The following is a 20557-nucleotide window of genomic DNA, read 5'->3' as shown; positions in this document are numbered from 1 at the left end:
GCTGCTACCTTCCTCGCATGCGCGATCCCCTCTCCGTGCCGACCGGCCCGCTCGTCGATGTCCCCTGGCTCGCGGCGCACGCCGGCGACCCCCGCGTCCGCGTGGTCGACTGCCGCTGGTACCTCAGCGGCCGCCGCGGCGCCGACGAGTACGCCCGCGGGCACATCCCCGGCGCCGTGCACCTCGACGTCGACGCCGACCTCTCCGGTCCGGCGCAGGCAGGCCCCGGGCGCCACCCGCTGCCCGACGCGGCGGCGTTCGCGCGCGTGCTCGCGCGGGCCGGGGTCGGCCCGGAGTCGCTTGTCGTCGCCTACGATGACGCCGGCGGCGCCATCGCGGCGCGCCTCTGGTGGCTGCTGCGCTACTTCGGCCACCCGGGCGGGCGCGTGCTCGACGGCGGCCTCCAGGCGTGGACCGCCGCGGGGCACCCGCTGTCGACCGACGCGCCGGCGATCGCGGAGGCGCCCGCGATGGCGCTCGCTGCCGGGGGCGCGCCGGTCGCCGACAAGGCGGCGGTCGACAGGCTGCGCCGCGATGGCTCGGCGGTGATCCTCGATGCGCGCGCCCGGGAGCGCTACGAGGGGCAGACCGAGCCCGTCGACGCGCGCCCGGGCCACATCCCCGGGGCGCGCTCCGCCCCGTTCGCGGAGAACCTCCGCGCGCCGTCCGGTCCCTTCCACGAGCGCGACGAGCTCGAGCGGCGCTACCGCGACCTCGGCGCGCTCGAGGCGGCCACCGTGGTCTGCTACTGCGGCTCCGGCGTCACCGCCTGCCACGACCTGCTCGCGCTCGCGACGCTCGGGCGCGCGGACGCGATCCTCTACGAGGGGTCGTGGAGCGACTGGGCCCGGGACGAGGCCCTGCCCGCGGCGAAGGGCCCCGATCCCTGAGCGGCGTCAGGCGAGCGCGCGGCGTCAGGCGAGCGCGCGGCGTCAGGCGAGCGCGCGGCCGAGCGTGGCCTCGATCGTCTCGCGCAGGTAGCGCACCGAAAGCGCGAGCGTGCGCGCCGAGCTCTCGGGCGTCGGCTGGAGCGCCGGCGCGACCTCCATGAGGTCGCCGCCGATCAGGCCTACCTCGCGGCCGAGGCGGCGGATGAGCGCGACGACGAACTCGGGCGAGAGGCCGTCCGGCTCCGGGGTCCCGGTGGCGTCGGCGTACGCGGCGTCCGTGCCGTCGATGTCGTTCGAGAAGTACACGCCCTCGACGCCGGTGCTCTTCACGTGGGCGACGATGGCGTCGAGCGCCGCCTCGGGATCGGCGCGGCACTCGGCCGCCCAGAACTGCCGCACGCCGTAGCGGCCCTCCCAGTGCTCGCGCGGCTTCTGGGAGGCGCGGATCCCGACCTGCGTCAGCCGGCCGCCCCGGCCGACCAGCTCGTTCGCGTGGTACGACCAGGTGGCGAAGCAGTACGCGACCCCGAGCCGCTCCTCGAGGAGATCGGTGTGCGCGTCGGGCTGCACGATGCCCCACGGCCTCTGCTGCGCGCTCCGTACGCGGGCGAGCGCGCGCGCGACAGGGAGGGCCGTGGAGTGATCGCCGCCGAGCACGATCGGCGCGACGTGCGGGTTGATCGAGAAGACGAGATCCAGCGCGCGCTCGGCGATGGAGAGCGGGGAGACCGGCAGCCGGGACGCCGCCGGCTCGGGCACGCCGGGGTAGAGGGCGCGGCGCGACGCGGCCTTCTGGCCCTCCGAGAGCATGTCGTCGTGCAGGAGCTGCGGCACGACGAACACGTCGCCGATGTCGACGAGCCCGACGTCGCGCGCCCGCTCGGGGAAGTCCGGGAAGGCGTCGAGGAGCGCGGTCCGGATCGCCTGCGGGCCCATGTTGGACCCGCGGAGGAACCCCGCGCCGACGTCGGAAGGAATGCCGAGCAAGATCGCGCGCGCGCCGGCGATCCGGTCGAGCGACGCGCGGAAGCGGGCGAGGACCTCGTCCTGGGTCGCGGCGCCGTAGAGCCGCCGCTGGACCTCGAGCTGCTGCGCGCGCCCGGTCGAGACGAGGTAGAGGCCCCCAGCCGCCGGACGCAGCAGGAGCGCGAGCTCTTCTTGCGGGGTCATGCTCGACGAGGGTACGCGCCCCTCAGGGGTCCGCCAGCGAAAGGGCGGACCCGGGGAGCGGGAAGCGCTCGGCCACGACGTGAGGAGCGGGCGCGCTCATCGCCTCAATCCACGATGCGCCGCAGGCGACGACACGCAGCGCCCGCAGCACGCCCGCATGCGCCACCAGGAGGTGGGGGCGCGCGCCGATCGGATCCACGGCGCCGCCGGACGCGCCGGGCGTCGCGTCGAGCGCGCGCCAGAACGAACGCACCCGCGCCTCGACATCGATCGCCGACTCGCCCCCGGGCGGCCCGGCGCGCTCCCAGCCGTCGAGCCACGCAGCGTACGCGATCGGGTCGTCGCGCTCGATGTCCGACCAGGCGCGCCCCTCCCAGGCGCCGTAGGCGATCTCGAGGAGGCGCTCGTCGACCGCGTGCGGCGCCCCGAGGCGCGCCGCGAGCTCGGCCGCAGGGCCGGCGCAGCGGGAGAGCGGGGACGACCAGATCGCCCTCGGACGCAGGCCGAGGCCGCCGAGCGCGCGCTCGATCGTCGTCGCGACGGCCTCCGCCGAGAGCTCCGCCGCGACGTCGAGGCGGCCGTAGCAGACGCCGGCGAGCGGTACGGGGGCGTGGCGGAACGCGATGAGGCCGCAGGGGAGGGGATCCACGCGCGGCGCTCCCGGCTCAGCCGCCCCGCGCGACGGCGAGGGCGAGCAGCGCCGCGCAGTCGGCGACCTGCTGCGTCGCGCCCAGGAAGTCGCCGGTGATCCCGCCCGCGCGGGCGCGGAAGCGGAGGCCGCAGATCGCCGAGGCGGCGGCGACCGCGCCGAGCATGGCCGCCACCTCGCCCGCCGAGAGCGCGCCGGCGGCGTGCGCGGCGGCGAGCGCGAGCGCCGGCCAGAACGAGCCGACGAGCGCCTGCGGCAGCGCCGCCTGCGCGACCGGCCGGCTGCGCGAGCCGCCCTGGGTGACGTAGGGGAGGGCGACCATCAGCCAGATCGGCGGGGTGCGCGAGAGGCACTGCGTGAGCACGAGCGCGACCGGCGCCGCGGCGTCGAGCCGCGCGAGCAGCGCGATGCGCAGCACGAGGACCACGATCAGCGCCGCGGCGCCGAACGAGCCGATGCGGCTGTCCTTGAGGATCTCGAACATGCGCGCGCGGTCGAAGGCGCCGCCGAGCGCGTCGGCCGTGTCCGCGAGGCCGTCCTCGTGGAAGGCCCCGGTGAGGAGCAGGCCGAGCGCCACGGTGACGCTGGCCGCGACGAGCGCGCCGCCCCGATCGACGAGCAGCCATACCGCGGCCTGGACGGCGCCGAGGCCGGCGCCCACGAACGGGAACCAGGCCGAGGCCCAGCGCCAGTCCGCCTCGGCGTACGGGAAGCCGCCGACCGGGACGCGCGTGAGGAAGGTCGTCGCTGCCCGGGCGCCGCGCAGGACCGGCGGCATCGTCATGGATTCCCGGGCTGGGCGCGGTCGGGGACGCGCGCGCTCTCGAACGTCGCCATGCCGGCGTGGAGGGCGCAGGCGGCGTCGAGGAGGGGCAGCGCGGCCAGCGCGGCGCTCGCCTCGCCGAGGCGCATCTCGAGGTCCAGCAAGGGGCGGGCGCCGAGCGCCGAGAGGATGCGGGCGTGACCGCGCTCGGCCGAGCGGTGGGCGAAGATCATGCCCGCGCGCGCCCCGGGGGCCATCTGGACGAGCGCGAGCGCCGCCGCCGAGACGATGAAGCCGTCGACGAGCACCGCCATCCGCCGCTCGATCGCCCGCGCCATGGCGCCGACGAGCGCGGCGATCTCCTTCCCGCCGACCGCCCGCACGACGGAGCGCGGGTCGGCGCGCTCGACGCGGCGGACCGCGTCGCGCACGACCTCGATCTTGCGCGACAGCGCGTCGCCCGCGACGCCCGTCCCCGCCCCGACGATGTCCTCCGGGGCGAGCCCGAGGAGCAGCGCCGTCATCGCGGCGGCGGCCGTCGTGTTGCCGATGCCCATCTCGCCGAGGAGGACGACGCGCGTGTCGCCCCCGAGCGCGTCGATCTCGGCGGCGCCGGCGCGGAGCGCGCGCTCGTAGACGGCCTCGGAGAGCGCGTCCTCGACCCGCAGATCGAAGATGGGATCGTCGGCGACCGGATCGCGCCGCAGGAGCGCGCCGGCGCCGGCGAGGTCGCGATCGACGCGCTCGTACGGGTGGGCGACGCCGACGTCCACGACCCGCAGCTCGACCCCGAGGTGCCGGCAGAGCACGCTGGCGGCCGCGCCGCCGCGCACGAAGTTCGCCACCATCGCGGCCGTGACCTCGGCCGGGTACGCCGAGACGCCGTGCCGGGTGACGGGGTGATCGGCGGCGAACAGCACCGCCGCCGCCGGCCGGCTCGCGGGCGGCCCGCCCTGGATGCCGGCGAGCGTCACGGCGAGGTCCTCGAGCGCTCCGAGGCTGCCGCGCGGCTTGGTCAGCGCGTCCTGGCGCGCTCGCGCCGCGCCGGCCGCGCCCGCGTCGGGCTCCGGGAACACCCAGTGAGGTGAAGAAGCCATGTCCCGGTTCTCTACTCTCGTGCCGGTGGCCCGGGAAGCGCGTTGACCGTCCCGGTGGGCCGTGATAGCCGCCCGTTCCGCCGAAGAGGTGCCTTCCGGAGAGCCTGCCAGGAAGGCCAGGTGGAGGTCCTCCCGGGCGGGCGGACCGCCGCGGAGGCGGGGAAGCCTCCCGCCGAGCGCGGGCTCGCTCGAACTGGGGTCAGGATGTCGCTGCGTGTCCTCTTCGTCTGCGTTGCCCGCCTCGTCTGCTCCGTCTGCCTCGGCGCTTCCGCCGGCGCGCTGTCCGGGTGCGGCGGCGTCGACGCGCGCGTGGAGGACGAGGACGCCGACGGGCCCTCCGCCGCGGGGGGCGCGGGCGACTCGTGCCTCTCGGGGGGCGGCGGCGGAGCGGCCGGCGAGGGCGCGGCGTCGTGCGCCGGCCCGGGCGCGCGGTTCGCGACCCGCGTGGTGTCTGCCTGCTTCGGACCGGGGCAGGCGTTCGGTCAGCACCGGTTCCCGGACATCGTCCTCGGCCCGCCGAGCGGCGCGGGGTGCTGCGGCGGCTCGCTCGACGTGCTCTCGCTCGGGGACGGCGGGGCGATCGTCGTGGCCTTCGAGGGCAACGCCATCGTCGACGGCCCCGGGGCGGATTTCCTCGTGTTCGAGAACGCCTTCGAGCGCGGCGACGACGCCGCGAACGTGTTCGCCGAGCTCGCCACGGTCGAGGTGAGCGAGGACGGCGCCGCCTGGTCGGCATTCCCCTGCGCCGCGGACCGCTACCCCTACGACGGCTGCGCCGGATGGCACCCCGTGCACGCCAACCCCGAGGAGAACGACGTCGATCCGCTCGACCCATCGTCGGCGGGGGGCGATCCCTTCGATCTGGCCGAGATCGGGGTCCCGCTCGCCCGGTTCGTGCGCATCACCGACCGCGCCGGCACGCCCGACGTCTTCGACCTCGACGCGGTGGGCATCGTCCACGCGCTGTGTCCGTGAGGCGCGCCAGGGCGATCGCCTGCGCCGCGCTCGCGGTCATGGGCCTCTCGCCGCGCGCGCGGGCCGAGGAGACCGGCCGCGGCGCCCGCGGCGAGGGCGCCGCGACGGGCGCCGCTGCGCCGCCGGAGCCCGCCGCGCCGGAGAAGGCTCCGCGAACGCGCGTGACGGCTCCGCGAACGCGCGTGACGGCTCCGCGAACGCGCGGGACGGCGCTCGAGGTCCGCGTCGAAGGAGAGCGCTCCTCGACGAGCGCCGCGCGCGACCCCACCGCGGCGTCGTACGTGATCCGCGGCGATGACCTCCGCGCGCCCGGCGCCACGGCCTCCTCCGTGCTGAGCCGCGTCCCCGGCCTGCAGGTCGTCCGGACCGGCGCCGGGGCCGACCTCGCGACCGCCTCGATCCGCGGCGCGAGCAGCGCCGAGACCCCGGTGTACCTCGCGGGCGTGCGCATCAACGACGACGTGACAGGGACGGCCGACCTCTCGCTCGTGCCGCTCTGGATGCTCCACCGGGTCGAGGTCTACCGGGGCAACGCGCCCGCCGACGCCGACCGCCTCGGCATCGGCGGCGCCATCTTCTTCGAGCCGGCGCTGCCGCGCGGCCCCCGCGTCGGCGCGGGGCTCGGCGCGGGCAGCTTCGGCGAGCTCTCCGCGTCGGCCTCGGCCAGCCTCGGCGACGAGCGCGCCAGCGTCCTCGTCGCGCTCAGCCGGCGCGCGGCGGACAACGACTATCCGTACCTCGACGACGCGGACACGGGGCTCACCGCCGCGGACGACCGGACCCGGACGCGGCAGAACGCCGACTTCGAGGCCTACGATCTCTGGACCGTCGGCCGCTACCGGCTGCCGAGGGGCGGCGGCATCACCGCCCTCTTCAACGGGTTCGCGCGCGACCAGGGCCTGAGCGACCTCTCCGCGAGGGCCGCGCCGCCCGCGAGCCCCGCCGCGGCCGCGCGCTCCCGCGTGCAGCGCTGGCTGGGCGCTGTCGCCGCCGCCGTCCCCTGCGCCGGCCCGCGCGGAGGCGGCGTCGAGCGGTGCCGCCTCGAGCTCAGGAGCTCGGCGATCCTCACGCGCCAGAGCCTCCGCGACCCGCTCCAGCGGCACGGCTTGTCCGCGCCGTTCGTCGCGAGCGCCGGCGAGCGCGCGGCGGAGCAGGGCGCCGTCCGCTTCCGCGTGACCGACAGCGTGACGGCGTGGGCCTCCGCGGCGATCGAGCTCGAGCGCCTCGGCATCGATCAGCCGTCGGGCGCGGCGCCGCTCCGCGCCGCTCGCGCGACCTCCCGCGCCTCGGCGAGCGCGTCGTTCACGCCGGCCCCCTGGGTGGAGGTCCACGCGCTCGGCGCCGTGGAGCACCACGCGACGCGCGTCGCCGGCGACGGCGGCGCGGCCGGCCTCGTCGAGCCGAGCGGCCGCCTCGGCGCGCGGCTGCGCCTCGCCGAGGGCGCCGCGCTCTTCGCCAACGTCGGTCGCTACGTGCGCGTCCCGGCGCTCGGCGAGCTCCACGGCATCTCGCCGATCGTGCGCGGCAACCCGGAGCTCGAGCCCGAGCAGGGCGTCACCGCCGAGCTCGGCGCGCGCGCGGCCGCGGCCCTGCCGCGCGCCCGGGCCGAGGTCTCCCTCGAGCTCCTCGGCTTCTCGCGCCTCGCGTCGGCGCTCGTCGCGTACCGCCGCTCGGGCCTCGGCGCCGTGCGGCCGTACAACGTGCACGGCGCGCGCGTCCTCGGGCTCGAGCTGACGGCCTCGGCGTCGGCGCTCGACCACGTGCGCGCGGCGCTCACGCTCACCGCGCTCGACCCGCGGGACACGTCGCCCGAGCGCGGGATCGTGAGCGATCTCCTGCCCTTCCAGTCGCGCTTCGTCGCGGCGCCGTCCCTGGAGGCGTACGCGGCGCCCGGGTGGCTCCGCGGGGGCCGGGCCTCGCTGGGGGCGCGGCTTCTCTACCGGTCCTCGCGCGTCGCCGACCGCGCGGGGCTCCTCGTGCTCCCGGAGCAGGCGGCGGTCGACGTGGAGCTCGCCGTCCTCGCGCTCGACGGGCGCCTGTCGGGGCGCCTCGCCGTCGAGAACGTCACGGGCGCGCGCATGCTCGACGCTGTCGGCTTCGCGCTCCCCGGCCGGAGCGTCCACGCGGCGATGGAGGTGTGGTGGTGATGACGTCTTCGCTCGGTCAGGCGTTGAATCGGACGCCGAATCAAACGTTGAGCCAGGGCCCTCGCCGGAGCGCGCGCTCGTCCCCGCTGGCGCTGGCCCTCGTCGCGGGCGCGGCCGGCGCGCTGCTCGGGTGCAACGCGCCGGCGCCGCCCGAGGACACCGGCGGCACCGACGCGCCCGAGGGGCGGTGCGGGATCGGCGCCATCGTGATCAGCAGCGACTACCAGTCCACGAGCGTCGGCCTGCTGAGCTGGGACGGCGCGGTCCTCTCCGCGTCGATCGCGTCGTCGGCCTCGGCGCCCGTCGTGCTCTCGGCGCCGCTCTCCGGCGACGTGACCGCGCCGACGATGCCCCTGCGCGGCGGCCGGCTGGTGCTGCTCGATCGCTCCGCCTCCGTGCTCACCTGGCTGGACGCGCGCAGCGGCGACGTCACCGGGCAGCTCTCCGTGGCGACCGGGTTCGCCGCGAACCCGCAGGACTACGTCGAGGTCTCGCCCGCGAAGGCGTACGTCCCGCGCCTCGAGCCGAACCTCGCCCCGGGGGCCCAGCCGCTCGACGGCGGGAGCGACGTGCTCGTCGTCGATCCCGGGGCCCGCGCCCTCGTCGGCCGCGTCGACCTCTCGCCCGCGATGGCCGGGGAGGCCCCGGAGTTCCACCCGCGGCCGAGCCGGGCGGTGCTCGTCGAGGGGAGCCTCTACGTGCTCCTCACGGCGTCCACGCTCTCGTTCCTGGACACGGCCGCGTCGCGCCTCGTCGAGATCGACACCCGCGACGACGCCATCAAGGCGATCACCGTGCTCGAGGGGCTGCACGGCTGCACGGGGCTCGCCGCGTCCGGGAGCGGCGCGCGGCTCGCGGTCGCGTGCTCCGGGTCGTTCGGCGGCGACTCGACCTCGACCCTGGCCGAGGCGGGGCTCGTGGTCCTCGCGCGCGCCGAGGGCGGCCTCGTCGAGGAGCGGCGCTGGACGGCCGGCGAGCTCGGGGAGGCGCCGCCCGGCTTCTCCGTCGCGTTCGCGTCGGAGGACACGGTCCTCTTCACGACGCTCGGGCGCGACGCGAGCGGCGGCGAGCGGCCGGTCGACGACACCCTGACCGCGGTCGACCTCGCCGGCGGCGAGCCCGCCGTCCTGCTGCGCTCGCAGGAGCTCCCGTTCTCCCTCGGCGAGGTGCGCTGCGCGGCCGCCTGCGGGCGGTGCCTCGTCGCGGACGCGGAGACCGACGGCGGCGTCGTGCACCGCTTCGACGTGGGCGCTGGCGGCGACAGCCGCGCGCTCGTGCACGCGGGCGCCTTCCACGTCGACCCGCGGGTAGGCCTGCCGCCGCGCTACATCGGCGCGTTCTGAGGGCCTGACGTATCCGCCTGCTGCGCGGACCGGGCCACCGATCGGCCTCCGTCGGCGTACCTTCGTACGCCGCGGTCGGCCTCGCTGGCCCCGGGCCGCTCGCTACGGTGAATACAGCGAGCTCTGAGCGGGCACGCCGGCAGGCAGGCACGGCGTGCCGGACTCCCGCGGGAGTCCTTCGGTCCTATCGGTGGAGCTGAGGGGGATCGAACCCCTGACCTCATGACTGCCAGTCATGCGCTCTCCCAGCTGAGCTACAGCCCCGGTCGTTGGGAGCGGGATATCTACAGCCTCTCGCGCCGCTTGTCTCTATTTTTTTTCGGCCGGCGGTGAGTTTCCCTTCCGGTCCCCGCCCCGCCGGCGGCGTCACGCGCCTTGTTGGCGGGGCGGGGCAGCCCTCAGAAGTTCATCAGCTTCGCCAGGTAGTACTTCATCGTCTCGGTCGTCCCGCCGCCGATGCGCAGGAGCCGCTGGTCGCGCCAGGCGCGCGCGATGGGGAAGTCCTCGATGTAGCCCCAGCCGCCGTGGAACTGGAGGCAGGTGTCGACGACGTCGTTCGCCACGTCGCCCGCCAGGATCTTCGCCATCGAGATGAGCTTCACGGTGTCGAAGCTGATCGGCACCTTCCGCACGTACCGCTCGTCGTTGTAGTGGTCGATGCACTTGTAGACGAAGGCGCGCGCCGCCTCGCAGCGCGTGTACAGGTCCACGAACCTGTGCTGCCACGACTCGCGCTTGATGATCGGCTTGCCGAACGCCACGCGCTCGCGCCCGTAGTTGACCGTGTTGTCGAGCGTCAGGAACGAGCTCGCGACCGCGCCCACCGCGGCGACGAGCCGCTCGGTCTGGAAGTTCTGCATCAGGTACGCGAAGCCCTGATCCTGCTCGCCGAGCAGGTAGCGCCGCGGCACCCGCACGTCGTCGAGGAAGAGCTCCGCCGTGTCCGAGGACTTGTTGCCGATCTTCTTCAGCTTCTTCGCGACGGTGAAGCCCCGGAGCGCCGTCGGCACGAGGAAGAACGAGCAGCCGTGGGCCCCCCGGTCCGGCGACGTCTTGGCGAGCAGCGTCACAAAGTCGGCGCGCGTCCCGTTCGTGATGAACGTCTTCTGCCCGTTCAGCACGTAGTCGTCGCCGTCCTTGCGCGCGGTCGTCCGGATCCCGGCCACGTCGCTGCCGGCCGCCGGCTCGGAGACGCCGAGCGAGGCGATCTTGTCGCCCGCGAGCGCCGGCCTCAGGAACTCCTCGATCTGCTCCTTCGTGCCGATGTCGCTGATCACCGGCGTCGCCATGTCGCTCTGCACGAGCAGCCCCATCGAGACGCCGGCCATCGTGCAGTGCACGAGCTCCTCGGCCTTCGCCGCCGAGAACCAGTAGTCGAGCCCGGCGCCGCCGTGCTCCTCCGGGAAGTGCGCGCCGAGGATCCCGAGCTCGCCGGCGCGCTTGAACACCCAGTCGGGGAAGCACTCCGACGCCTCCCACTCCTCCACATGAGGAGCGAGCTCCTTCTCTGCGAAGCCCCTCACCGTCTTCCTGAACTGCTGATGTTCTTCCGTGAACGGCTGCCACATCGCGACCCCCTCCTCGGCAACAGGAATCGAAATGATTCGTACACGAAACATTTTCCAGCGCAAGCGACGCGCCTTACCGCGCTTCCGCCCCCGCCGCGTCCACCGCTGGAAAGGCGGGCGGATGGCGCGGCGCGCGACCGCGAGCGCGACGGCGCGGGCGCCGGCTGAGCCGCGCGCGGAACCCCGCCAGAGCACGGAACCGCGCGCAGAACCCCGCCAGAGCGCGGGCGCCGGCCGGACCGCGCCGGCGAGAGCGTGAAAGCCGAATCGTCGCGCGCACCCATCCACCCGGTCTGCGGGCTCTGCTAGCCTCCGGGCCACATGCGATTCCTCGTCCTGTCGCGCAACGCGTCCCTCTACTCGACGAGCCGCATCGTGCTCGCGGGGCGCGCGCGTGGCCACGAAGTCAGCGTCATCGATCCGCTCGATTTTCAGATCGTCGTGTCGCGCGGTCGCCCGTCGTTGCTCGTCGGCGGCTCGCCGGTGCCCCGCTTCGACATCGTGATCCCGCGCATCGGCGCCAGCATCACGAACTACGGCCTCGCCGTGGTCCGCCAGTTCGATCTCATGGGCGTCCCGGTCCTGAACGGCGCCGTCTCCATCGCGAGGAGCCGCGACAAGCTGCGCGCGCTCCAGCTGCTCACGCGCCGCAAGCTCAACGTGCCGATCACCGTGTGCGCCCGGAACCCGGCCGGCGTCGAGGCGGCGCTCTCGCTCGTCGGCGGCTGCCCCGCGATCGTGAAGCTCCAGCAGGGGACCCAGGGCATCGGCACCATGCTCGCCGAGACGCCGCACGCGGTGCACGCGCTGCTCGAGACGTTCTGGGCCATGGGGCAGGACATCGTGCTCCAGGAGTACGTGCGCGAGTCGAAGGGGCGCGACATCCGCGTCATCGTCGTCGGCGGCCGCGTCGTCGCGTCGATGCGCCGGGTCGCGAAGCCGGGCGAGTTCCGCTCGAACCTCCACCGCGGCGGCAAGGGCGACCGGGTGAAGCTGCCGCGCCTCTACCGGAGCGTCGCGATCCGCGCCGCGAAGGCGATGGGCCTCGAGGTCGCCGGCGTCGACATGCTCGAGGCGCGCTCCGGGCCGAAGATCCTCGAGATCAACAGCTCGCCCGGGCTGGAGGGGATCGAGCGCGCGAGCGGCGTCGACGTCGCGGGCGCCATCATCAGCTACGCCGAGCGGTACGCGGAGGAGCAGCGCGGCCTGAGCCGCCGCACGCTCGAGGCGCGCATCGCCGAGGTGATCCACGACGAGCGCATGCCGGTCCCGCGGCGGCTCAGCCGCGCGGCGGAGAACGGCGCGGGCGCGGGCGCGGGCCGCCGGAAGCCCGCGATGCTCACGAACGGGAGGGGCGCGCGGAGGGCGGTCTCATGACCCTCCGGGTCGAGGCGGCCGGCGACGCGGTCGTCCTCACCATCGATCGTCCCGAGTGCAGGAACGCCATCGACAGCGCGTTCGCGAGGCGCCTCGCCGACGCGATCCGCCTCGCCGGCGCCGACCCGCGCGTGCGCGGCGTCGTGATCGCCGCGAGCGGCGACATCTTCGTGGCGGGCGGCGACATCCGTGAGCTCCACGCGCTCGCCTGCGGCGGCGCGCAGGGCGGCGAGATCCTCGCGATGTTCGACGGCCTCGCGGCCTTCGAGGAGAGCGAGGTGCCGATCGTCGCCGCGGTGCAGGGCGACGTGCTGGGCGGCGGCTGCGAGCTGCTCCTGCTCTGCGATTTCGTCATCGTCGAGGAGCAGGCCGGGCTCTCGTTCCGCCACGTCAAGATGGGCCTGTCGCCGGCCTGGGGCGGGCTGGCGCGGCTCTGCGAGCGGGTGGGGCCGCTCGAGGCGGCGCGGCTGCTCCTGACGGCGGAGAAGATCGACGCCGCCGAGGCGCTCCGGATCGGCCTCGTGAGCGAGGTCGTCCCGACCGGCGCGGCGCGGGATCGGGCGATCGCGCAGGTGAATCGCATCGCCGACAGCCCGCGCACCTCGGTCGCAGCGATGAAGCGGTCCCTGCGCAAGGTGCGCGAGGCGCTGCGCGCCTCCGCCGTCGAGGTGGAGCGGCAGGCGTTCGCCGAGCAGTGGAACGGCCCCGAGCACCGGCGGGCGATGGATGCGTTCCTGAGCAAGAAGTGACCGTGGCGCAGGGCGGGGGGCGCGGAGCGGAGGACGCGAGCGGCGCCGGGGCCGCGCCGGGTAGCGCCGGGGCTGCGCCGGGCGGCGCCGAGGCCGCCCCGAGCGGCGGTGAGCCCGTCCCGGAGAGCGCGCTCTTTCCGCTGCCCGCGCCGCCGACCATCGAGCACTTCATCGGCCGCCGCCCGCACCTGCGCGCCCTGCGCCGCGCGGCCGAGTCGCTCTTCCTGGAGCGGCCCATCTCGGTGCTCGTGCACGGCGCAGCGGGCATCGGCAAGAGCGCGCTCATCCACCAGTTCCTGATGGGGCTCCGCCGCGACAGGGGGCCGGTCATCCTGCGCGGGCGCTGCGCCCTCGGGGCGACCGAGTCCTACAAGGCGTTCGGGGACCTCATGGAGGCGCTGAGCCGCTTCCTCCGGCGGATCCCGGACGACGAGGTGGACCGCCTCCTGCCGCGCGACATTCGCGCGCTCGCCCGGGTCTTCCCGGTGCTCGCGCGCGTGCCCGCCGTCGCGTCGGCGCCGCGCGTGAGCGAGGCGCCCGACGCGCAGGAGCTGCGCCAGCGCAGCTTCGCGGCGCTCCGGCAGCTGCTCTGGCGCATCGCCGAGCGCCGCCCGCTCATCGTGTCGATCGAGGACCTCCAGTGGAGCGACATCGACAGCGTGGCGCTGCTGCTCGAGCTCACGCGGCCGCCCGACGCGCCCGCGATGATGTTCCTCGGCAGCTACCGGACCGAGGACGCGGCCGGGAGCGCGCCGCTCCGCGCGCTGCTCGAGGGGATGGGGTTCCGGCCCCCGGCCGCGAGCGAGGCCGCGCCCGGCGCGCCGGAGCACGTCGAGCGGCTGCGCCGGGACGGCGATCTGCGCGAGATCGCGGTCGGCCCGCTGTCGCCGATCGAGGCCGAGGAGCTGGCGCTCGCGCTCCTCTTCGCGCGCGACGAGGGCACGCGCGCGCGGGCGGACGCGATCGCGCGCGCCTCGCGGGGCAACCCGCGGCTGCTCGGCGAGCTCGTGCGCGACGCGCAGGAGCCCGCGGTCGAGGGGGGCACGCGGGGCGACGCCGCGATCGAAAGGGCGCTGAAGGCGCGGCTCCACCGCCTGCCGGAGCAGGCGCTCCGGCTGCTCGAGGTGATCGCCGTGGCCGGGGAGCCGATCGACGCGGCGGTCGCCGCGCGCGCGGCGAAGCTCGACGACGAGGAGCGCGCGCAGGCGCTCGCGCTCCTGATCGCGGAGGACCTCGTCGTCGCGCGGCGCGCCGGCGAGGGCGAGCTCGTCGAGGTGTCCCACGACCTCGTGCGCGCGTCCGTCGTCGGCCGGCTCGGCCCGGAGCAGCTCGCGGCGCGGCACCGGCGGGTCGGGCGGGCGCTCGAGGCGCTCGGGACCGCGGACGCCGAGACGCTGGCGCGGCACTGGCTCGGCGCGGGCGAGCCGGCCCGGGCGGGGCGGCTCGCGACGCTCGCGGCCGAGCAGGCGGCGGAGGCGCTCGCGTTCGAGCGGGCGGCGCGGCTCTACGAGCTCGCGCTCGGCCTGCTCGCGCGCGACGCGGAGCTCCCCGAGGCGGAGCGGCGCGCGCTCGGGGTGCGGTGCGCCGACGCGCTGGTCAACGCGGGCAAGGGCGCGGAGGCGGCGAGGCTCTACGCGGCGGCGGCGGAGGGGGCGGACAGCGCGCTCGGGCTCGAGCTGCGCCGCCGGGCCGCGGAGCAGTACCTGCGGAGCGGGCACATCGACGAGGGGATCGAGCTGGTCCGCGCCGTGTTGAGGGCGGTCGGCCTCTCCTTCCCGGAGACGCCGCGGCGCGCGCTGGTGGCGCTGCTGCTGCACCGCGCGGAGCTGCGCCTGCGCGGCCTCCGGTTCCGCGAGCGCCCGGAGCAGGAGGTGCGCCCGGAGGATCTCGCGCGCATCGACGCCTGCTGGACGGTGACGGTGGGGCTCTCGGCCGTCGACATGGTCCGCGCCGCCGAGTTCTCGGCGCGCGCCCTCCTGCTTGCGCTGCGCGCGGGCGAGCCGTACCGCATCGGCCGCGCGCTCGCGTTCGAGGCCTCGTCCGCGTGCCTGATGGGGGCGCAGAACCGGGCGCGCGCGGAGGAGCTCGTCTCCGCGGTGCGCGCGCTCGCGGAGCGGCTCGACAGCCCGCACCTCCTTGGCCTGTCGATGATGGTCTCGGGCATGCTCGAGGCGTTCACGGCCGGGCGCTGGAAGGAGGCGTCCGCGTGGTACGAGCGCGCCGACGAGCTGCTCCGCGACCGCTGCACCGGCGTGGCCTGGGAGCTCGCGACGACGCAGCTGATGGCGTCGTGGGCGCGGTACTACCGCGGGCAGGTCGACGCGCTCGCGCGGACGATGCCGGCCGTGCTCCGGGGCGCCGAGCAGCGGGGCGATCGCTACGCGGTGGCGATCTTCAGCGTGCAGGCGGCGTGGGTGGCGCTCGGGGCGGACGACGTCGCGGGCGCGCGCCGCGCGATCGCGGGGGCGCTGTCGCGCTGGACGACGTCGGGGTTCCACCTCGAGCACTTCGTGGGGCTGCTCGCCGAGACCTACGTCGACCGGTACGCCGGCCGCGCCGGGTCCGCGATGCGGCGGCTCACGGCGGCCTGGCCGAAGATCGAGGGCTCGATGCTGCTGATGATGCAGAACAGCCGGGTGATGGCCCACGTGGAGCGCGCGTGCGCGGCGCTCGGCGCGGCCGAGAGCGCGGCCGAGCCCGAGCCGCTGATCCAGGCGGCGCTCAGGGACGCCGCCGCGCTCTCCCGGGAGCGGATGGCGTGGTCGGACCCGTTCGTCCCGCTGATCCGCGCGGGCGCGGCGGAGCTGCGCGGCGAGCGGGACGCGGCGATCGCGCAGCTCGAGGCGGCGGCGGCCGGGTTCGACGCGGCGGACATGCCGCTCTACGCGGCGGCGGCGCGGCGCCAGGCGGGCGAGCTGCTCGGCGGGGAGAAGGGGCTGCAGCGGCTCCTCGTCGCGGACGCGGTGATGGCGCGCGAGCGGATCAAGAGCCCGGCGCGGTGGGCGGCGATGCTGGCGCCGGGGTTCGGGCGGCGGTGAGCGGGGCGGATGGGCTGGCGCGGCTGACGTGTGCGGCGCGGCGGACAGACGGAGTCCGCGGCTAGCGCTCGTCCCGGCCGTTGCCGGGCAGCGGTCCGAACTGCTTCTCGTACGCGGCGAGCCGGGCGGCAAGCCGCTTCGCCTCATCGCTGGCGGCGCGGGCCTGCTCCTCCGCGGCGCGGGCCTGCTCCTCGCCGGTCGGTAGCACACGCCCCTGGGCATCGAGCCACCGCAGCCAGTCGACCTCGAGGCCGCGGTAGATGCCCTGGCGTATCCCGAGCCGGAGGCCGAGGCTCGCGCTCGGGACATCGCCGTTCGCCTCGAGCGGCACCGGTACATAGGACCGCGACGCCTGATCGAGCGCGTAGGCCTCGAGCGCGCCCGAGAACGGATCGAACAGGTAATACTCCGGCACGTGCAGGAGCTTTGCGTAAATCCGCATCTTGTCGCCACGATCGACGGCTGCGGTGCTGTCGGAGAGCAGCTCGATGACCACGTCGGGCGTCCGCCCGTCCTCCTGCCAGACAACCCAGGATTTGCGCTCTCGCCGGGTGGTATCTAGCACCACGAATACGTCGGGCCCTTGGAAGTCGTTCTTCTTCGCCTGCAGCTCGCTGAAATAGATGGCCATGTTGCCGGAGACGTACACGTCGTCACGGTCGCGCCAGAAGAGCTGCAGGACCTCGATGAGCAGGTCCATCTGCGCGCGGTGGCGCTCGGATTCCATGGGCTCTCCATCGTCGTACGGGAGCTCGTCCTCGCCTGGCGGGGGAATCGGGATGGGAGAGTTCTCGCTCTGGAAGGGCATACGTCGCTCCAGGCGCAGCGTACCGCACCGCGTGCGCGGGCGCAGCCGGCACCCGACGGCGCGTCACGCCCATGTCGGCGTGGCCCGCGACGGCCTGCGTCGCTCGCCCGCGTCTCGCGGGGCCTTCCCTTTGGGTGCAGGCCCATACTGGCGCTTCCGGAAGGGGCGCGGCGGCGCGAGCCGTCAGCGCACCGCCAGCACCACCTCGTGCGCCTCGGTCCTCGCGGGGATCTCCCAGCGCTCGCTCATCCGCCGGATCACCGCCTCCGGCACCGCCGCCTCGCGCGCGCGGTTCTGGGCGAACAGGACCGCCGCGGGCGCCTCCACGTACACGACGCGGAGCCTCGCCCCGTAGTCGGCCGCCAGCTGCAGCACCGGCCCGCGCCGCTGCCGCGAGAGGTTCGTCGCGTTCCACACGAACCGCTCGCCCCGCCGGAGGTGCTCCTTCGCCCGCTCGCGCGCGGCCTGGACCACCTGCCCCTGCGTGTCGGTCGGATCGATCTCGAGCTCGCTCCGCAGCGCGTCCAGGGAGACGACAGGCCAGTCGGCGAGGTGGTCGCGAACATAGGTGTCCTTCCCGGCGCCCGGGAGCCCGCTCATCACCACGACCTCGGCGCGCGTGTCGTCGTACACCTCCACGTCCGGGTGGCGCCCCTCGGAGCGGAAGTACACGAAGCGCGTGTGATCCGACGCGAAGGCGCGCGGTCCTGTGTAACACCCCTCGTCGCGGCAGAACTCGCGGAAGAGCTCGATGTTGTCGACCACGCGGCCCATGTCCGCGCAGACGCGACCGCGGATGTCGGCCTCGGCCACGAGCGCGAGCAGGTCGCAGCGCGCGTGGAGGCTGACCTCGGCGGCGACGCGCTGCGCGTCGTCGCGCTCGATGAGGTAAAACGGGATCTGGTGGTAGCGCACGAGCGCGCACACCTGCTCGCGCAGCGCGAACGGCGCGCCGAGCTCCCAGAGCAGGCGGCGCGCGAGCAGCTCCCCCGCGCGCGAGTGGCCCTTGGCCGTGATCCGACCGTCCTCCTCGCGGGTGGTCGCCGGCTTCGCCACGTCGTGGAGCAGGCACGCGAGGTACACGGCGCGCTGCTCCTCCGCCGGCAACGCCTGCCATCCGGGCAACGCGAGGAGCGTCTCCAGCACCATGCGGGTGTGGATCCAGACGTTGCCCTCGGCGTGGTGGATCGGGTCCTGCGGGCAGGCCTCGAGCGCGCGGACCCAGTCGAAGACCTGGAGCTCGTCCCAGGGGACACGCGCCGGATCGGGCGTGAGGAGGTCGAGGAGCGAGGACGAGGAGGACATGAAGGAGCACCCCTTCCGAGCGCGCGCCGGACGCAGGCGCGGCGCGGGGACATAGCATGTCCGCGCCGGGGCGCCGGTGCTACCCTGGCGCCGCCATGTCCGCCAAATACCCTCGCTCGTTCCACCTGCCATGGTCGCCCGGCGGCACGTCCGACGACAAGCGCATGGCGGACGTGTCGGGGCTGCTCGGCGTCGAGATCGTCATCACCGAGAAGTGCGACGGGAGCAACCTCACGTACACGCGGAAGAGCGTGTTCTCGCGCTCGCACTCGGGCCCTCCGTCCCACCCGAGCTTCGATCTGGCGAAGGCGACGCACGCGAGCATCGCGCACGTCCTCTCGGAGGGCATGTCGCTCTTCTGCGAGTATTGCTATGCAGTCCACTCCATCGAATACGACGCCCTGCCGGGCTATTCGCTGGTCTTCGGCGTGCGTGACGACGCGCGTGGGCTCTTCTGGGAGTGGGACATGGTCGTCGCCCAGGCGAGGGATCTGGGGCTGCCCACGGTGCCTGTCCTGTTCCGGGGCACCGTCGGGGGCGAGCGCGAGCTCGAGGCGCTGACGAGCGCGCTCGCGGCCGAGCCCTCCGCGTTCGGCGGCCCGCGGGAGGGGGTGGTGGTGCGCGTCGCGGGCGAGTTCTCGGACGCGGTGTTCCAGCGGCGGCTCGCCAAGTGGGTGCGGCGCGGGCACGTGCAGACGGACGAGCACTGGATGCACCAGGAGATCCGGGCGCAGCGGCTCGCGCCGGGGCCGGCAGAGGCGCTATCGCCGTGAGGCCAGCGCCGCGAGCCGCTCGCAGAGGCGCTCGCGGAGCGGGCCATAGGCGTCGCGGTAATGCTCCCAGTCGAGGCGCTCGTCGGCGGCGATCTCGCGCCAGTGCGGGTTCGCGGCGCCATAGTCGTGGATCGCCCCGGACTCGGCGATCTGGACGGCGAAGAGCGGCACCCGGAGCGCGTGGAAGAGCTTCTTCTTCGAGGCCTCCGGCTCCTCGTCGAAGCGGGCGCCGGCCTTCTTGAAGTCGGACGCGGAGCGGCTCGCGGCCGACGCGGCGAGCTTCTTCCTGTCGAGCTTGAACGGCAGCGGTGGCCGCGCCTCCTTGAGCCGGTGCTCCGGCGGCAGGAACAGGCACTCGAGCGCGAAGACGCTGTGAGCGGCGAGGGCGTCGCGGAAGGTGTCGAGGCCGTGGACGACCACGTTGATGCCGGGCGAGAACGCGAGGTCCTGCTTCGCGTCGCGGCGCCCGAGGACGGCGACGAAATCTTCGTCGGACTCCGCGGTCGCCGTGCCGTACACGCGCGATCCGGTGCGGAACACGCTGTGGATCTCGCCGTCGGTGCGGCCAAGGACGCGGAGCACGGTCGACAGGCTCATGGCGGAGACTCCGATCGAGGGCGTGCGAGCATTGCGCCGCTCCCGGCGCTGCGCAACAGGTCTCCCGTCCCCCGTCCCCCGTCCCCCGTCCCCCGTCTCCCGTCTCCCGTCTCCCGTCTCCCGTCTCCCGTCTCCCGTCTCCCGTCTCCCGTCTCCCGTCTTGCCTCGGCGTGCGCGTGCGCGTGCGCGTGCGCGCTCCCCTCCGCTCCGGTCCGCCCCCGTTCGCACCTTCGCAGCAGCGCGCACGACGGCGCTCCTCCTCCGGTCTTGCTCCGTGGCGCACAAGGGCTCGACGTCTCCACGCCAGCGACGAAAGAATACCCTCGTGACCCGCTTCGCCGTCGCCTGGCCTCTCCTCGCCGCCCTCCTCGCCGCCTGCCATCGCGGCGACGGTGCCCTTCAGGACGACGGCTTCCGGCGCCGGCTGGCGCGCGGCTGCGGCAGCGAGCCGGATTGCCTCGTGCTCGAGCTGGAGGCCCAGGCCCGCGTCGACCGGTGCGCGTCGACCTGCGAGGAGGCCGAGGCCGATCTGCGCGCGTCGAGGTCCCTCGTCGCCCCGCACCGGCAGCAGCGCGAGGCGCGGCAGGCGCAGATCGCGGCCCAGACGCAGGCCCTCGAGGCCGCGGAGGCCGAGCGCCGCCGCGCCGAGCTCGCGGCCGCCGAGGAGGCGCGCCGGCAAGAAGAGGCGGCCCACGCGGCCAGCCTCGAGCTCGCTGCGGACGAGCTCGCCTGCGCCCAGCAAGGTGACGCTGCGGCCTGCGACGCGCTCCTCCGCTACCTCGCCAGGGCCGACCCGATGGACGAGCGCGCGGCCCAGGTGCGCGCCTCCCACGAGAAAGGCCAGCGGCTGACCGCGGAGCGCGGCGCCGCGAGGGAGCGCTCCCGGGAAGCCGCCGAGACGCCCTCCGCCGCGCGGCCGGGTGGCAGGTCGGGAACGCGCCCCGGACAGCGGCCTGCTCCCGAGGGCCGCGTCTGCTGCTGCGACGGCACGCTCTCGCCGACCTGCACCTACGTGAAGCGGGGGTGCTGCTCGCACCACGGCGGGGTCTGCGCCTGTCCCTGAGCACGCCGTCGACCGCAGGGACGTACGTCACGCGCGATCCCCAGCTCATGAATCCCACGCGATCCCACATCGCGCGATCCGGCGCGGGCGCGCGAGCCATCGCTCGCGCAAGCGAGCTCGAGAGCAAGCGCCGACGAGGCGACTCGACGTCAGGTGGTAGCGCTCTCCACGGTTCGGGAGATCGCGAGCCACCGTCACCGTCCTGTGAACCTGGTGTTTCCTGGAGCTTCTAAGTACCGTGCTGG

At 75.0% G+C, this 20557-nt stretch carries 17 protein-coding genes and 1 tRNA gene; 9 read left to right on the top strand and 9 right to left on the bottom strand.

Going from position 1 to position 20557, the window contains the following annotated elements; genetic code table 11:
• The first annotated feature begins 17 nt into the window (after positions 1-17).
• Complete coding sequence (locus tag WME89_RS42335; RefSeq protein WP_438005265.1) at positions 18-890, top strand: sulfurtransferase; 873 nt, start codon at positions 18-20, stop codon at positions 888-890.
• Between the two features lie 42 nt (positions 891-932).
• Here WME89_RS42335 and WME89_RS42330 read toward each other — a convergent pair whose 3' ends face one another.
• Genes WME89_RS42330 through cobT form a run of 4 tightly spaced genes read right to left on the bottom strand, consistent with a single transcriptional unit; the run spans position 933 to position 4569 of the window.
• Positions 933-2060, bottom strand: a complete 1128-nt coding sequence (locus WME89_RS42330) for an arginase family protein (protein WP_438005264.1) — start codon at positions 2058-2060, stop codon at positions 933-935.
• 22 nt (positions 2061-2082) lie between these two features.
• Positions 2083-2709 carry a histidine phosphatase family protein gene (locus WME89_RS42325; RefSeq protein WP_438005263.1) on the bottom strand — a complete coding sequence of 209 codons (627 nt, stop codon included), beginning with the start codon at positions 2707-2709 and terminating at the stop codon, positions 2083-2085.
• Between the two features lie 16 nt (positions 2710-2725).
• Complete coding sequence (locus tag WME89_RS42320; RefSeq protein WP_437620472.1) at positions 2726-3493, bottom strand: adenosylcobinamide-GDP ribazoletransferase; 768 nt, start codon at positions 3491-3493, stop codon at positions 2726-2728.
• Entirely contained in the window at positions 3490-4569 is a 1080-nt protein-coding gene (cobT, locus tag WME89_RS42315) for a nicotinate-nucleotide--dimethylbenzimidazole phosphoribosyltransferase (RefSeq protein ID WP_438005262.1), read from the bottom strand. Before cobT ends, WME89_RS42320 begins: the two co-directional genes overlap by 4 nt.
• 204 nt (positions 4570-4773) lie before the next feature.
• Here cobT and WME89_RS42310 point away from each other — a divergent pair, with 204 nt between their 5' ends.
• The 3 genes from WME89_RS42310 to WME89_RS42300 all read left to right on the top strand — a co-directional run bounded on the left by WME89_RS42310 (position 4774) and on the right by WME89_RS42300 (position 9034).
• Positions 4774-5544 carry a hypothetical protein gene (locus tag WME89_RS42310; protein ID WP_438005261.1) on the top strand — a complete coding sequence of 257 codons (771 nt, stop codon included), beginning with the start codon at positions 4774-4776 and terminating at the stop codon, positions 5542-5544.
• A 182-nt stretch (positions 5545-5726) separates the two neighbouring features.
• Positions 5727-7691: a TonB-dependent receptor plug domain-containing protein gene (locus WME89_RS42305; protein ID WP_438005260.1), complete on the top strand. Its 1965-nt coding sequence runs from the start codon at positions 5727-5729 to the stop codon at positions 7689-7691.
• 47 nt (positions 7692-7738) lie between these two features.
• Positions 7739-9034 (top strand): hypothetical protein, encoded by a 1296-nt coding sequence (locus WME89_RS42300; RefSeq protein WP_438005259.1) that lies wholly within the window; start codon positions 7739-7741, stop codon positions 9032-9034.
• A gap of 191 nt (positions 9035-9225) precedes the next feature.
• Here the strand turns inward: WME89_RS42300 and WME89_RS42295 are convergent.
• A tRNA-Ala gene (locus tag WME89_RS42295) sits at positions 9226-9298 on the bottom strand.
• A gap of 134 nt (positions 9299-9432) precedes the next feature.
• Positions 9433-10602, bottom strand: a complete 1170-nt coding sequence (locus tag WME89_RS42290) for an acyl-CoA dehydrogenase family protein (protein ID WP_438005258.1) — start codon at positions 10600-10602, stop codon at positions 9433-9435.
• Between the two features lie 321 nt (positions 10603-10923).
• Between WME89_RS42290 and WME89_RS42285 the strand changes: the two genes are divergently transcribed.
• The 3 genes from WME89_RS42285 to WME89_RS42275 are packed head-to-tail and all read left to right on the top strand — an operon-like array spanning position 10924 to position 15766.
• The gene (locus WME89_RS42285; RefSeq protein ID WP_437620467.1) at positions 10924-11979 is read left to right on the top strand and encodes a RimK family alpha-L-glutamate ligase; all 1056 of its coding nucleotides are present in this window, start codon (positions 10924-10926) and stop codon (positions 11977-11979) included.
• On the top strand, positions 11976-12728 hold the full coding sequence (locus WME89_RS42280; RefSeq protein ID WP_438005257.1) for an enoyl-CoA hydratase/isomerase family protein: 753 nt from the start codon (positions 11976-11978) through the stop codon (positions 12726-12728). Before WME89_RS42285 ends, WME89_RS42280 begins: the two co-directional genes overlap by 4 nt.
• Positions 12729-12730: 2 nt before the next feature.
• The gene (locus tag WME89_RS42275; RefSeq protein ID WP_438005256.1) at positions 12731-15766 is read left to right on the top strand and encodes an ATP-binding protein; all 3036 of its coding nucleotides are present in this window, start codon (positions 12731-12733) and stop codon (positions 15764-15766) included.
• A 61-nt stretch (positions 15767-15827) separates the two neighbouring features.
• On the opposite strand, the gene WME89_RS42270 is transcribed toward WME89_RS42275, so the two are convergent.
• A complete protein-coding gene (locus tag WME89_RS42270) occupies positions 15828-16574 on the bottom strand; it encodes a Uma2 family endonuclease (protein WP_438005255.1) in 747 nt (248 codons plus the stop codon).
• 183 nt (positions 16575-16757) lie between these two features.
• Positions 16758-17879, bottom strand: a complete 1122-nt coding sequence (locus tag WME89_RS42265) for an AAA family ATPase (protein ID WP_438005254.1) — start codon at positions 17877-17879, stop codon at positions 16758-16760.
• A 95-nt stretch (positions 17880-17974) separates the two neighbouring features.
• On the opposite strand from WME89_RS42265, the gene WME89_RS42260 reads away from it, so the two are divergent.
• Positions 17975-18652: an RNA ligase family protein gene (locus WME89_RS42260; RefSeq protein ID WP_438005253.1), complete on the top strand. Its 678-nt coding sequence runs from the start codon at positions 17975-17977 to the stop codon at positions 18650-18652.
• Here WME89_RS42260 and WME89_RS42255 read toward each other — a convergent pair.
• Complete coding sequence (locus tag WME89_RS42255) at positions 18641-19249, bottom strand: hypothetical protein (RefSeq protein WP_438005252.1); 609 nt, start codon at positions 19247-19249, stop codon at positions 18641-18643. The two genes, WME89_RS42260 and WME89_RS42255, sit on opposite strands and share 12 nt — an antisense overlap.
• A gap of 325 nt (positions 19250-19574) precedes the next feature.
• On the opposite strand from WME89_RS42255, the gene WME89_RS42250 reads away from it, so the two are divergent.
• A complete protein-coding gene (locus tag WME89_RS42250) occupies positions 19575-20312 on the top strand; it encodes a hypothetical protein (RefSeq protein WP_438005251.1) in 738 nt (245 codons plus the stop codon).
• Positions 20313-20557: the final 245 nt, after the last annotated feature.

This window comes from Sorangium sp. So ce321 (assembly GCF_051530195.1).
Taxonomy (GTDB): Bacteria; Myxococcota_A; Polyangia; order Polyangiales; family Polyangiaceae; genus Sorangium.
The sequence above is the reverse complement of the archived record's forward strand: the minus strand, read 5'-3'. Positions and strand labels throughout refer to the sequence as shown.

What these genes read in the sequence shown, in the direction of transcription:
- WME89_RS42335 (WP_438005265.1), top strand. Translation starts at nt 18, where the DNA reads ATGCGCGATCCCCTCTCCGTGCCGACCGGCCCGCTCGTCGATGTCCCC.
- WME89_RS42330 (WP_438005264.1), bottom strand. Translation starts at nt 2,060, where the DNA reads ATGACCCCGCAAGAAGAGCTCGCGCTCCTGCTGCGTCCGGCGGCTGGG.
- WME89_RS42320 (WP_437620472.1), bottom strand. Translation starts at nt 3,493, where the DNA reads ATGACGATGCCGCCGGTCCTGCGCGGCGCCCGGGCAGCGACGACCTTC.
- cobT (WP_438005262.1), bottom strand. Translation starts at nt 4,569, where the DNA reads ATGGCTTCTTCACCTCACTGGGTGTTCCCGGAGCCCGACGCGGGCGCG.
- WME89_RS42310 (WP_438005261.1), top strand. Translation starts at nt 4,774, where the DNA reads ATGTCGCTGCGTGTCCTCTTCGTCTGCGTTGCCCGCCTCGTCTGCTCC.
- WME89_RS42290 (WP_438005258.1), bottom strand. Translation starts at nt 10,602, where the DNA reads ATGTGGCAGCCGTTCACGGAAGAACATCAGCAGTTCAGGAAGACGGTG.
- WME89_RS42285 (WP_437620467.1), top strand. Translation starts at nt 10,924, where the DNA reads ATGCGATTCCTCGTCCTGTCGCGCAACGCGTCCCTCTACTCGACGAGC.
- WME89_RS42280 (WP_438005257.1), top strand. Translation starts at nt 11,976, where the DNA reads ATGACCCTCCGGGTCGAGGCGGCCGGCGACGCGGTCGTCCTCACCATC.
- WME89_RS42270 (WP_438005255.1), bottom strand. Translation starts at nt 16,574, where the DNA reads ATGCCCTTCCAGAGCGAGAACTCTCCCATCCCGATTCCCCCGCCAGGC.
- WME89_RS42265 (WP_438005254.1), bottom strand. Translation starts at nt 17,879, where the DNA reads ATGTCCTCCTCGTCCTCGCTCCTCGACCTCCTCACGCCCGATCCGGCG.
- WME89_RS42260 (WP_438005253.1), top strand. Translation starts at nt 17,975, where the DNA reads ATGTCCGCCAAATACCCTCGCTCGTTCCACCTGCCATGGTCGCCCGGC.
- WME89_RS42255 (WP_438005252.1), bottom strand. Translation starts at nt 19,249, where the DNA reads ATGAGCCTGTCGACCGTGCTCCGCGTCCTTGGCCGCACCGACGGCGAG.